General features: G+C 69.0%; 9 protein-coding genes. All 9 read right to left on the bottom strand.

Annotated features, from left to right (window positions below; all coding sequences use genetic code 11):
- Positions 1-188 precede the first annotated feature (188 nt).
- The gene (gene prfA / locus C3V41_RS01135) at positions 189-1,289 is read right to left on the bottom strand and encodes a peptide chain release factor 1 (RefSeq protein ID WP_217350944.1); all 1,101 of its coding nucleotides are present in this window, start codon (positions 1,287-1,289) and stop codon (positions 189-191) included.
- A 117-nt stretch (positions 1,290-1,406) separates the two neighbouring features.
- Entirely contained in the window at positions 1,407-1,619 is a 213-nt protein-coding gene (gene rpmE / locus C3V41_RS01130; RefSeq protein ID WP_106108738.1) for a 50S ribosomal protein L31, read from the bottom strand.
- A gap of 232 nt (positions 1,620-1,851) precedes the next feature.
- Complete coding sequence (locus C3V41_RS13270; protein WP_174714736.1) at positions 1,852-3,060, bottom strand: hypothetical protein; 1,209 nt, start codon at positions 3,058-3,060, stop codon at positions 1,852-1,854.
- A 316-nt stretch (positions 3,061-3,376) separates the two neighbouring features.
- Positions 3,377-5,359, bottom strand: coding sequence for a transcription termination factor Rho (gene rho / locus C3V41_RS01115; protein WP_441299731.1), 1,983 nt, complete (start codon positions 5,357-5,359; stop codon positions 3,377-3,379).
- Between the two features lie 723 nt (positions 5,360-6,082).
- Positions 6,083-6,982, bottom strand: coding sequence for a homoserine kinase (thrB, locus tag C3V41_RS01110; RefSeq protein WP_106108736.1), 900 nt, complete (start codon positions 6,980-6,982; stop codon positions 6,083-6,085).
- Positions 6,983-6,984: 2 nt separating this feature from the next.
- Positions 6,985-8,289, bottom strand: a complete 1,305-nt coding sequence (locus tag C3V41_RS01105) for a homoserine dehydrogenase (protein ID WP_246742288.1) — start codon at positions 8,287-8,289, stop codon at positions 6,985-6,987.
- Positions 8,290-8,661: 372 nt separating this feature from the next.
- A complete protein-coding gene (locus C3V41_RS12990; protein WP_165271557.1) occupies positions 8,662-10,089 on the bottom strand; it encodes a tetratricopeptide repeat protein in 1,428 nt (475 codons plus the stop codon).
- 898 nt (positions 10,090-10,987) lie between these two features.
- Complete coding sequence (locus C3V41_RS01095; RefSeq protein WP_129591442.1) at positions 10,988-12,268, bottom strand: hypothetical protein; 1,281 nt, start codon at positions 12,266-12,268, stop codon at positions 10,988-10,990.
- 142 nt (positions 12,269-12,410) lie between these two features.
- Positions 12,411-12,674: a hypothetical protein gene (locus tag C3V41_RS01090; protein WP_106108732.1), complete on the bottom strand. Its 264-nt coding sequence runs from the start codon at positions 12,672-12,674 to the stop codon at positions 12,411-12,413.
- Positions 12,675-12,793 lie beyond the last annotated feature (119 nt).

The raw sequence follows: 12,793 nt of genomic DNA, 5'->3' as shown, positions 1-12,793 counted from the left end.
TGCCGGGCCCCACACCCGCCAGGCAGGAGCCTCCTGCAGACCAAGCCGGTTCCGGTAGGCACTGTCAACACCCCTACCGTTCTCGCGACGAACAAGTACCGTTCTCGCGACGAACAAGTACCGTTCTCGCGACGAACAAGTACCGTTCTCGCGAGGAGGGGTGCGGGGAGGAGACGAAAGGTGGGGGCTCATGCCCGCTCGGAGGCGGCCGCCAGTCGCTCAGCCTCGTCGAGCTCGATCGCGCTGGCGACAACCGGCCCCAGGTCGCCGTCCAGGACGGCGTCCAGATTGTAGGCCTTGTAGCCGGTGCGGTGGTCGGCGATACGGTTCTCAGGGAAGTTGTAGGTGCGGATACGCTCGCTCCGGTCCACGGTGCGCACCTGGCTGCGGCGCACCTGGGCGGCCTCGGCGGCAGCGGCAGCGGCCCGCTCGGCCAGGAGGCGGGCGCGCAGCACGCGCAGGGCCGCCTCCTTGTTCTGCAGCTGGGACTTCTCGTTCTGCATGGACACCACGATCCCGGTGGGCAGGTGGGTGAGGCGCACCGCGGAGTCGGTGGTGTTGACACTCTGCCCCCCCGGCCCGGAGGAGCGGAAGACGTCAATGCGCAGGTCGGAGGCGTCGATCTGGAGCTCACCGGGGTCGTCCGCCTCCGGCATGACCAGGACCCCGACGGCCGAGGTGTGGATGCGGCCGGAGGACTCGGTGACCGGCACGCGCTGGACGCGGTGGACGCCGCCCTCGTACTTCAGGTGCGCCCACACGCCCCCACCGGGCTCGACGGCACCCCGGGAGCGGATGGACAGCCGGACGTCCTTGTAACCGCCCAGGTCGGAGGCGGTGGAGTCCATGACCTCCACCACCCAGCCCTGGCGCTCGGCGTAACGGGCGTACATGCGGGCCAGGTCGGAGGCGAACAGAGCCGACTCCTCCCCACCCTCACCGGCCTTGACCTCGATAATGACATCACGGGAGTCGTCGGGGTCACGGGGCACCAGGACCTCGCGCAGGTGCTCGGCGGCCTGCGCCTGGGCGTCGGTAAGGGCGGGGAGCTCGGCAACGAAGTCGGCGTCCTCCACGGCCAGGTCACGGGCGTCGGCGAGGTCGGCACTGGCCGCCTCCCAGGCACGGTAGGCGGTCACGACCCGCCCCAGCTCGGCGTAGCGGCGCCCCAGACGGCGCATGACCGCGGGGTCGGCGGCGGCCGGGCCGGCCATCTGCTCCTCGATAGCGGCGTACTCGGCCAGGACGGGCTGGACGGCGGAGAAGTCTCCTTGGGTCATAGAGGTCATCCCAACGGTAGGAAGTGCCCGCCGTCAAGAAGACGCCCCACCAGGGGCGTGCACTCGCGGCGGGGTACCAGGACGCCGACGGGCCCGTTAAGGGTGTCCGTCGGCGTCGGGCGGTGGTCAGCGCTTGCGCTTGCCGTAGCGGGCCTCGAAGCGGGCCACACGGCCACCGGTGTCGAGGATCTTCTGCTTGCCGGTGTAGAACGGGTGGCAGGCCGAGCACACGTCCACGCGGATCTCACCGGAGGTGACGGTGGACCGGGTCTGGAAGGTGTTGCCGCAGGTGCAGGTGACCGTGGTGGCCACGTAGTCGGGGTGGATACCCTGCTTCATCGGTGTCTCCTTAGGCGATCAGAGGGTCCCGGGTCCCGTGCGGAGGCACAGGTGAACCGGAGGCCAGCCGACGATTCTGCCAGGTAGGGCAACAGCGCACAATGTGGCGGCGGTGGCTGCCGCGTGATTCCGCGCACGGGAAGCGCCGGGCCCGGGGGAGGCGTGGCAACTCCCCCGGGCCCGGACAGTTCAGTTCTCAGAAGACGGGAGCACCCGCCCTGAGCGTTCGCCCTCAGGCGCGACGGCGCCTGGCGTGGAGGGCGACGGCGCCCACGCCCAGGAGGAACGCCGAGGCCGTGCCCAGCTCCAGGGTCTGCGCACCGGTGTAGGCCAGCTCAGAACCCGCGACGGCGGGAGCGGCAGGCTGGGCAGCAGGAGCAGCCGGAGCGGCAGGCGCAGCAGCGGGCTCAGCGACAGCGGGCGCGGCGGCCAGGGGCTCGGCCAGCGTGCCCGTCCCGGCCACACCGGTCCCCGTCACGCCGGTCCCGCCACCACCGGCGCAGGCCTGCTGGTGGCACTCGTCCATGACGTGCTGGGAGCCCTCAAAGTCCCAGTCGTACGCAGAGACCAACTGGTCTCGGGCGTTACGAATAGTGAAGTCATAGCCCGACCACAGGGTCCCGACATTGGCGGTCATAAGGTACTGGAGCGTGCGAATGTCCCCCGCGCTGCCGGAGAACGGCAGCGAGCCAATGAGCACCTGGTCGTCCCAGACCTCAAGGGTGTAGGAGCCGTCGGCCTGGATCTTGACCGTAAGGGTCAGCAGGCAGCCATCACGCTCAACCTGGAGAAGCACTGCGTCATGAAGCACGGACGAATTGATCAGGAACCGATACGTGGTCTCACTGAGGTCAACGAGAGTTCCATTGGGGTCAGCGGCAGGGGCCGCGGCAGCAGCCGGCTCGGCGGCAGGGGCCGCGGCGGGCTCAGCAGCGGCGGCACCGGGGGCAGCAGCCGCAGCAGCGGGCTCAGCGGCGGCGCCTGCCGGCTCGGCGGCAGGGGCCGCGGGGGCGGGAGCGGCGGGCTCCTCCTCCACCGGGGCCGCGGGAGCGGGCTCAGGCTCAGGGGCGGGGGCGGGAGCGGCGGGCTCCTCCTCCACCGGGGCCGCGGGAGCGGGCTCAGGCTCAGGGGCGGGGGCGGGAGCGGCGGGCTCCTCCTCCACCGGGGCCGCGGGAGCGGGCTCAGGCTCAGGGGCGGGGGCGGGAGCGGCGGGCTCCTCCTCCACCGGGGCCGCGGGTGCAGGCTCAGGCTCAGGGGCCGGGTCGGCCGCGGGAGCGGGGTCAATGGCGGGCTCCTCGGCCGCAGGGGCACCACCCTGGTCGGCCGCCAGCTCCTCGGCCGCGGCAGGGGCGGTGTCCGTCACCTCGTCGGCGGAGGCGGGAGCCATCACGCAACCGACAAGAAGGGCGGCAGCCGCACTGGTGATAATGCTGCGTCGCATAGAGAGTGTCCTTTGTTCTGGGGTTGGGAGCAGACTCGAGGTGTCTGCCCCTCCATGACACCAAGGCGCCGTCGGGGTCCACAAGGACAAAAACCTGTATATATTTCCGTGACCTAAGGCCTAGTCGCCTGTAGTTTTTGTCACATTGACCTCGGACGGAAACCCCTTCTCACACAGGTGTCTCACAGGCGGTACACACGTGTGTCATAACGTGCCCCACCAGGTCGTTTACACCTGCGGTGGCGTCGTCCTCGGGACGGCGCCACCGCAGGTCCCCGGGCCCCTGACACGCCCGGACCCGATCCCTCAGGGGGTACTACTCCTCGGCGTCGGCCTGCTGCATGGGGGCGGACTTGGCCAGGCTCATGAGGAACTCCGCGTTGGAGCCGGTGTCCTTCAGGCGGCCCAGGACCATCTCGATGGCCTGCTGCTGCTCCATGCCGGCGAAGAGGCGGCGCAGGCGCCACATGATCTTGAGCTGGGCGGGGTCGATGAGCAGCTCCTCGCGGCGGGTGCCGGAGGCGGCCACGTCCACGGCCGGGAAGATGCGCTTGTCCGCCAGCTGACGGCTCAGACGCAGCTCCATGTTGCCGGTGCCCTTGAACTCCTCGAAGATGACCTCGTCCATCTTGGAGCCGGTCTCCACCAGGGCGGTGGCCAGAATGGTCAGGCTCCCCCCGTTCTCCACGTTGCGGGCGGCGCCGAAGAACCGCTTGGGCGGGTAGAGGGCCGAGGCGTCCACGCCACCGGACAGGATGCGGCCGCTGGCCGGGGCGGCCAGGTTGTAGGCGCGCCCGAGCCGGGTGATGGAGTCCAGCAGCACCACGACGTCCTGCCCCAGCTCCACCAGGCGCTTGGCCCGCTCAATGGCGAGCTCGGCCACAATGGTGTGGTCGGAGGCGGGCCGGTCGAAGGTGGAGGCAATGACCTCGCCCTTGACGGTGCGCTGCATGTCGGTGACCTCCTCGGGGCGCTCGTCGACGAGCACGACCATGAGGTGGGCCTCGGGGTTGTTAATGGCGATGGCGTTGGCGATCTGCTGGAGCACGATCGTCTTGCCCACGCGCGGCGGGGAGACAATGAGGCCGCGCTGGCCCTTGCCAATGGGTGAGACCAGGTCGATGACGCGGGGGGTCAGGGCCTTGGGCGTGGTCTCCAGGCGCAGCTGCTCCTGGGGGTACAGGGGGGTGAGCTTGACGAACTCGGGACGACGCCGGGCCCGCTCAGGATCCATGCCGTTGACGGTCTCGACGCTGACCAGCGGGTTGTACTTCACGCGCCCGGCCCGGTTCTGGCGGCGGTTGGCCCGGCCCTGGCCCCCCATGTGAGAGTGGGAGGACTCGCCGCCCTCGCGGACCCAGCCGGTAATGGCGTCACCGGGACGCAGGCCGTTGTCCTTGACCTGTGCGGCGGTGACGTAGACGTCCTTGGGGCCGGGCAGGTAGCCGGAGGTACGCAGGTAGGCGTGGTTGGGGTCGGAGGCGTCCAGGATGCCGGCCACGGGCAGCAGGACCTCCTCCTCACGCTGGCTGGTGCGCCCACCGCGGTCCCCGCGGTCCTGGCGACCGGGGCCCTCGTCCTCGTAGCGCTCCCGGCCACGCTTGCGGCCCCGGCGGCGGCGTCCCCGGCCGTCCTCGTCGTAGCCCTCGTTCTCCCGCTCAAAGGTGCCCCGGCTGCGCTCGGCGGGCTCGATGGCGGGGGTGCCGGTGGCGTCGGCGAGGTCGCGCATGAGGGCCGCCTTGGCGTCGAGGTGGTCCTCGGAGGTGTCGGCAAAACGGTCCTCGCGCCCCTCAAAGCGCTGGTCACCGCGTTCAGGGCGGTCGGTCCCCGCCCGACGGCGTCGGCGTCCTCCCTCGCCACGCTCCAGACGGGGACGGCGGGGACGGCGCTCCTCGGTGCGCTCTACTCCCTCGGTCGGGGTGTCCTCCTCGTCGCGCCGAGGCAGGTCGGCCTCGGCGGGGGTGGCCTCACGCTCCGTCAGGTGGGGCGTGCCCGCGGCGGCGACGGCGCGGCGACGGCGCGGTCGGTCCTGGTAGGCGGCACGCTCCACGGGCTCGGGAAGGTCCAGGGGGAAGGTGGCGGTGGAGGCGACGGCGTCGGGCTGCTCGGCAGGAGCGTCCTCGCCCGTCGGCTCCGCCGCGCTCTGGGCGGACTGCGGGGCCTGGTCAGGGGCTCCGGCGGCGGTGCCGTCAGCGGAGCCGTTATCACGGATAGCGGCGACGAGCTCGCTCTTACGCATACGGGAGATGCCCTTGAGGCCCATGGAGCCGGCGAGCTGCTGGAGCTCAGCCAGGCGCATGGTGGACAGGGCGGCAGAGGTCTCGGTCACGAGTGTCCTTACGATGTGGTGAACGCCGGGACGGCGTTGGCGGAAGGATCGACGACGGACTGCCCGGAGCAGGTCTCACGGGGAGTCACGCACCCTGAGGATCAACGGCTCGTGGCCAGACCTGGTGCTGACGGCGGTTCGGTCCGCAGGCGTCGTCGGGGTCCACAATAGCAGCCTCGGCGAGGACGTGAGTCCCAGCCCGTACGGACCTTCCTCACTAATACGCGCCTACGACGGCTGCCCGGACGGTGAGGAATCCTGCTGGCAGGAGGCGGCTACCTCCGTCTCCCCTAACCCGCGGAACCGCGGGCGCGGTCGGCGACAGGTCCCGGGTACCGGGCTTTGCCGCCCGGGCGCCTGTAGAATAATAGAATATTATCTGCCACAACTACCTACCAGCACCAGGGATACCAATAATCGACCTCGTAATCGACTACGTGGTCCTCGAAGCGACGCAACAGGCGCTGTCCTCCGTGCGCGAGGGTCCCGTCGCTTCCGGGGATCCCGGCCCCCGTGGGCCCGTGCCGCGCTGGAGGAGGCCACCCCAATACAGGGGTTTACACGATCGGCCGCCGCCAGCTCCTGTCCGGGGGACTTACCGGGAAGATGAAGGAGAACCTCCCGGACCGGACGGTGCACGACGGCCGGATCTGGTACTGAGCGGGTCGGCGGGCCGGTCCGCCCGCCGTCGGCTTAGACCAGGACGGCGCCGGTCATGTCAATGCTGGGCGACAGCACCAGCCAGCCGCTGCGCTCCAGGGAGAAGCACACCTGGTCGCTGAGCGTGGCCAGCACCAGCACGGTAGGACCGGCTCCGGAGACGACCGCCGGGTAGCCCTGGGAGCGCAGGGAGTCCACCACCGCCATGGAGGCGGGCAGGACGCCGCGTCGGTACTCCTGGTGGAGGCGGTCCTCGGTGCCTGCCATGAGCAGGTCGGGGCGGGAGGCCAGGGCCAGCATGAGGACGGCGGCCCGGGAGGTGTTGAACAGGGCGTCGGCGCGCGGGACGAGGTCGGGCAGGACCATGCGGGCCTCCTCGGTGGACAGGCGCGTGGTGTCCGGCGGCACGAGCAGGCTCACGGGCAGGTGGGAGTCCACCGGCATGGGGGCGGCGTGGGGCGCCCCCTCGGCGTCGACCCAGGCCACCGTGGCCCCGCCGTACAGGGCGGGGGCCACGTTGTCGGGGTGCCCCTCGAAGTCGGTGGCCAGGGCGAAGACGGTGTCGTCGTCCAGGGCCTGCGGCTCGCTGATCAGGCCCCGGGCCAGCAGGAGGCCGGCCAGGGCGGCACTGGCCGAGGAGCCCATGCCGGCGCTGTGGGGGATGCGGTTGACGCAGCGCATCTCAAAGCCCGCCTGGGGGGCGTCGGCCACCTCCAGGCCCACGCGCAGGGCCCGGACCACCAGGTTGGTGTCGTCGGTGGGGACCATGCCGGCCCCCACCCCCTTGACGTCCACGTGGGTGGCGCCCACGACGGGGCGAACCTCGACCTCGTCGTAGTAGCGGAAGGCCATGCCGAAGGAGTCGAACCCGGGACCCATGTTGGCCGTCGTCGCGGGGACCCGCACGGCGGCACGCTCAGCGGACAGGCGCATGGTCACTGCCCCTCGACGCGCTGGACGGAGACGACCTCAAGCACCCGGTCCTCCCGGCGCAGGCCGTCCACGGCGGCGTCCAGGTGGAAGACACTGGCAGGATGAGTGACTATCGTCACAATGGCGTCGTGTCCACCGACGTAGGCGCTCTGGCGCACCGAGTCAATGGACACTCCGTTGCCAGCGAACACACCTGCGAGCGCGGCCAGGGACCCGGGCTGGTCGTCCACGCGCAGCTGGACCTGGTAGCGGGTGATGGCGGACTCGGGTCCCAGGACCGGCAGGTCGGCGTAGCTGGACTCGCGAGGGGCCTGGCCACCGTGGACGCGGTGGGCGGCGGCCGCCACGACGTCGGACAGGACGGCGGAGGCGGTGGGCGCCCCGCCTGCGCCCTGCCCGTAGAACATGAGGCGTCCGGCGGCCTCGGCCTCAATGAGGACGGCGTTAAAGGCTCCGTGGACGGAGGCCAGGGGGTTGTCGGCAGGCACCAGTGAGGGGTGGACGCGCACGGACACGCCCCGGGCGTGGGAGTCGTCACGGTACTGGGCGACAGCCAGGAGCTTGATCTCGCATCCCGAGGCGTGGGCCTCGCGGATGTCGTCGGCGGTAACGCCGCGGATGCCCTCGACCTGGACGTCGGACAGACCCACCCGGGTGTGGAAGGCCAGGGAGGCGATAATGGCGGCCTTGGCGGCGGCGTCCAGGCCGTCGACGTCGGCGGTGGGGTCGGCCTCGGCGTAGCCCAGCTCCTGGGCGGTGGCCAGGGCCTGCTCAAAGGACAGCCCCTTGGTGCTCATCTCGTCCAGGATGTAGTTGGTGGTGCCGTTGACAATCCCCAGCACGCTGGTGACCCGGTCCCCGGCCATGGACTCGCGCAGGGCGTAGACCACGGGGATGGCACCGGCGACGGCGGCCTCGTAGTAGAAGTCGGTGCCGGCGGCGGCCGCGGCGTCGTAGAGCTCGGGGCCGTGGGCGGCAATAAGGGCCTTGTTGCCGGTAATGACGCTGGCGCCGGACCTGAAGGCGGCCAGGATGAGGGTGCGGGCGGGTTCAATGCCCCCAATGAGCTCAATGACGATGTCATTGCCGGTGGCCACGGCGGTGGCGTCGTCGGTCAGGAGGGCCCGGGGGACGGCGCTGTCACGGGGGGCGCCCAGGTCGCGCACCGCGATGCCGGTGATCTCCATGCGGGCGCCGCTGCGGGCGGCGAAGTCGTCGGCCTGCTCCAGGAGGAGCCGGACCACCTGGGTGCCGACGGTGCCGGAGCCCAGGACGCCGACCCGCAGCACGGGTAGGCCACTGGGCAGGGAGGGTGTCGGCTGGGGCTGCTCAGTCACGGGGGACCACCTTGCTTTGAAGGAGAGGGTTCGCCGGAGGGCGAGGACGTCGTGGCCCAGCATAGGGGTCAACACCACAGTGCGCCGCCTCGTGCCCACGCGGGCGCCCGCTCGCGGTGCCTCTTCGCCCGCGCCTCCCCTCAGGGAGGCAGCACCTGGAGGAGGCCGAGCAGGCCACCCGCGCCCGCCGTGCCGCTCCGGGGGAGGCGGCACATGCGTCTTCTGGGGACGTCATGGGGGCCTTCGTGCCGCTTCCGGACGGGCGGCGCCCTCGACGGCGCCGACGAGGCCCGGCGGGCTACTTAAGGGGCCGAGCTGGCAACCACCGCAGCCGGAGCACGGTCAGGAGCCGCCCGTGACGACAGCATCGAGTCTTCGTGCCTCGTCAGTCAACTGACCGGCTACTGCCGTGTCCCCTGCTTTATCGGCAATACGGGAGCGGTGTGCCAAGACTGTCAGCAGATCCTTGAGAGCCTGAAGAGTTCCCCGCTCGTCCGCTAGCGCACGCGCAACCTCCAGGGACTCCTGGAAGCAGTCGGCGGCCTCACCGAGATCACCACGCAGCTCCGCCACACGCCCCACATTGTTCAGGGATACGGACAGGTCGCGGCGCGACTCCGGCGTACCCAGCAGCTCCACCAACTCACGCGCAACCTCCAGGGACTCCTGGAAGCAGTCGGCGGCCTCACCGAGATCACCACGCCACTGCGCCACACGCCCCACGTTGTTCAGTGAGATGGACAGGTCGCGGCGCGACTCCGGCGTACCCAGCAGCTCCACCAACTCACGCGCAACCCCCAGAGACTCCTGGAAGCAGTCGGCGGCCTCACCGAGATCACCACGCAGCTCCGCCACACGCCCCACATTGTTCAATGAGAAGGACAGGTCGCGGCGCGACTCCGGCGTACCCAGCAGCTCCACCAACTCACGGCGCGCACCCAAGGACTCCTGGAAGCAGTCGGCGGCCTCACCGAGATCACCACGCAGCTCCGCCATACTCCCCACGTTGTTCAATGAGATGGACAGGTCGCGGCGCGACTCCGGCGTACCCAGCAGCTCCACCAACTCACGGCGCGCACCCAAGGACTCCTGGAAGCAGTCGGCGGCCTCACCGAGATCACCACGCAGCTCCGCCACACGCCCCACATTGTCCAAGGACACGGACAGGTCGCGGCGCGACTCCGGCGTACCCAGCAGCTCCACCAACTCACGCGCAACCCCCAGAGACTCCTGGAAGCAGTCGGCGGCCTCACCGAGATCACCACGCAGCTCCGCCACACGCCCCACATTGTCCAATGCGATGGACAGGTCGCGGCGCGACTCCGGCGTACCCAGCAGCTCAACCAACTCACGCGCAACCCCCAGAGACTCCTGGAAGCAGTCGGCGGCCTCACCGAGATCACCACACCGCCGCGCCATACTCCCCACGTTGTCCAATGCGATGGACAGGTCGCGGCGCGACTCCGGCGTACCCAGCAGCTCCACCAACTCACGGCGCGCACCCAAGGACTCCTGGAAGCAGTCGGCGGCCTCACCGAGATCACCACGCAGCTCCGCCACACGCCCCACATTGTTCAATGAGACGGACAGGTCGCGGCGCGACTCCGGCGTACCCAGCAGCTCCACCAACTCACGCGCAACCCCCAGAGACTCCTGGAAGCAGTCGGCGGCCTCACCGAGATCACCACGCAGCTCCGCCACACGCCCCACATTGTTCAATGAGAAGGACAGGTCGCGGCGCGACTCCGGCGTACCCAGCAGCTCAACCAACTCACGCGCAACCCCCAGGGAATCTCTTGCAGCCTCAGCGGCTGCATTATAAGCGCCAAAGACCTCCCCAATTTGTCTCACGACACCGGACACGTCAGCACGAAAGCCGCGTGGAAGCTCTTGTAGGACGGAGACGACAGAGGCGAGGTTTGCCTCGACGCCAACCCCGTCACCGAGCAAGCCAGAAACCTCTGCTCGCGTAAGACCAAAGACAATACGCTGGACCAGGGATTTTCCGACCCTGGCATCATCCAGGACTTGACGGGCTCCCGCAGGATCCGCGGGCAGCAGGAAGCGGGACCGACTGACCTCCTGCAGTGCCGCACTAGCTTCGGGAGTACGCAGTTGCTCCGGGACCGTCAGACGCCAGGTAAGACTGTACTTCTCACCTCCCGCGAGTTCCTGCCAGCTCGCACTATCGACTGCCGGACGCGCGGAGACAAGGGGCGGGAGCGCGGTACGCACAATATGTGCGAAGGAACGCACAGACCACAGGTCCGCGGCCTCACGAGCAGTCTCCCTCAGCAGGGATACCGGCCCGCAGACGACCAGGCACCCGCCTCCCGGACAGGACAGGCGAATGCGCAGCTCGTTGAGCACGTGGAGATTCTCCGTGAGGTAGCGCTCCTCCGCCCAGAGATCCAACCAGAGGACGCCCGGCATCGGCAGCTTGCGTCGGAGCCAGTCAGCAGATCCCTCTGCCTCACGTGGCGTCCACTGCTCACGGTTCCTACGACACCACAAGGCAGTCCTATTCCTTAGGTCATCAGACTGGTCCCGAGACTGAGCGGCAATAAACACAACCGTAGGCTCGTGCCTGGTCCACTCCAGGTGGTGACGCAAGTCCGACCAGGCCTGGTCAGCACTGACCGCCTCGGAAGATTCCTGAGACGGCATATCACGCCTCGTCCAGGAGCTTGTCCAGAAGAGGATGGACGCCGTACCAGTCAACCACCCCGTTACGATAGCACAGGACATACCCAAGGGCCTGAAGCGTCCACGCCTCGGAGGTTCGCTCACGCGGCACCCGTAGTTGTCCGGTCTGACGTACTGTTCGCAGAATGTCCCACTGCTCCTCCGTGAGCCCCGCGGCCGCGTATGAACGTTGCTGACGCTCTACCTGGTCAATATCCCCCGTGCTCACCGGAAGCGCACCGTCCTTCAGCAGAAGCGCGGACACCAGACGGAAGAGCTCGCGAAACAAGCCGCCTGAGGCTCGTATAACCCGGTCGGCCTGGTCTCCCAGGAGCCGCTTCAGGTCACCATCCGGGGCACGCCTGACCAGTACCTGACGCAGGAGGTCCATCCCCTCCCGGCAGTCACCTCCACTACGCTCCTGAACCTTGACATTGAGGACGGGCCAGATCTGCCCCTCCCACCCTGTGGGCTTAGCATAGATTGGGACCGTGTAAATCACGTGCATACCGGGTAGCGCCAGCTCTGAGGAGTAGGTCGAGAAGACCGACTCGACGGAGTCGCGAACCTCGTTGAAGACCGCCGCCCTCCCACGATAGTGGTCAATAGAGTCAACAATAAAGACAGGGGTCTTCCCGGAGGGCATGGCCGCGACCACCCCCTGGAAGAAGGTATGCATCTCCTTCTTGAATGCCTTCCGATTGGACTCCAGGGCCTTGGCGACCCGGGCCCGGAAGCTCTCGTCGTCGCGCAGGGTGGCCTTAATGTCGAGACCGACCGGACCCGCCGACGCCGCCGCATCAGCCTCCCCCCTGATGTCAAGGCGGTCAAGGAAGGTCTTCATCCGCGCGACGAGCCTCTGCCGTGGGACAGCAGCCTCCTCGCAGTTGTCGACAAAACCTGCCGCGAGCGCGATAAGAAGAGAACCGCCGTCGAGGGGGAGCTCCGTATTGAGGTAGTCCTCAATATCCATGTACACGGGGACGTAGGCGTCACGGTCGAGGTCGCGTCGCAGGCGCATGAGCTCGGTGGTCTTACCGGCTCCGCGGTAGCCTGACAGCAGTTGTACCGAGCCCCCGACAGTGAAGTCAATGGCCGTCGCCATCTCCTTGACCAGGTCTGGTCCGGCAGGGCCGTCGTCGTGCGCGTAGACGGGCACGTAGTACCGCTCGAACTGCTCCTCCTCGGTCATCATGTGAGCTCCCTGATGGAGGTTGACGGCACGATAGAAGGCCTTGCGGTACTCCCGGTCGGTAACACCCATGGCGAGGATTCTACCAGTGCGATCTGCACCTCACCCGGGTGCTTCCCCGGCAGGTGCGGGGAGTCCCCGGGGGTGCGGGCCCGGGGAGGGGCGGCGTCGGCAGTGTGGCGCCGAGCCCGCGGCGCCGTCCCTCCCCGGGCGGTCAGTGGCGGCGGGCGCTACGAGGCCGGGAGCCGCGGGTCAGGGGCCACACGTAGGCGGTGACGAACAGGGCGATACCCACCGGCAGGGCGACAATGCCGATGGTGACGTGGAAGATGGCAAACGCCAGGGCGGTAGCAACCAGGCCGACGACGCTGCCGGCGGCCACGCCCTCGGCAATGGCGCGCTGAAGAGCGAGCTCACGGCAGCCGCGGACGGTACGGGGGTCAATGGTGGACTCGAGGGAGGACAGTGTGGCGCTCATGACGCCAGTATGTCCAGGGCCGCCCCGCCCCTGACAGCCCCAAAGGGAGGATTTCATCCCGGAGATGTCTCCTCCTCAAGGAGTAGGGGAGATCCCTGAGGTCATCCCTGAGTCTCACC

The sequence above is a fragment of the Actinomyces sp. oral taxon 897 genome, from assembly GCF_002999235.1.
In the GTDB taxonomy this organism is placed as follows: domain Bacteria; phylum Actinomycetota; class Actinomycetes; order Actinomycetales; family Actinomycetaceae; genus Actinomyces.
This window is presented reverse-complemented; position numbering and strand designations above follow the sequence as displayed.

What these genes read in the sequence shown, in the direction of transcription:
- prfA (WP_217350944.1), bottom strand. Translation starts at nt 1,289, where the DNA reads ATGACCTCTATGACCCAAGGAGACTTCTCCGCCGTCCAGCCCGTCCTG.
- C3V41_RS13270 (WP_174714736.1), bottom strand. Translation starts at nt 3,060, where the DNA reads ATGCGACGCAGCATTATCACCAGTGCGGCTGCCGCCCTTCTTGTCGGT.
- rho (WP_441299731.1), bottom strand. Translation starts at nt 5,359, where the DNA reads ATGCGCCTGGCTGAGCTCCAGCAGCTCGCCGGCTCCATGGGCCTCAAG.
- thrB (WP_106108736.1), bottom strand. Translation starts at nt 6,982, where the DNA reads ATGCGCCTGTCCGCTGAGCGTGCCGCCGTGCGGGTCCCCGCGACGACG.
- C3V41_RS01090 (WP_106108732.1), bottom strand. Translation starts at nt 12,674, where the DNA reads ATGAGCGCCACACTGTCCTCCCTCGAGTCCACCATTGACCCCCGTACC.
- rpmE (WP_106108738.1), bottom strand. Translation starts at nt 1,619, where the DNA reads ATGAAGCAGGGTATCCACCCCGACTACGTGGCCACCACGGTCACCTGC.
- C3V41_RS01095 (WP_129591442.1), bottom strand. Translation starts at nt 12,268, where the DNA reads ATGGGTGTTACCGACCGGGAGTACCGCAAGGCCTTCTATCGTGCCGTC.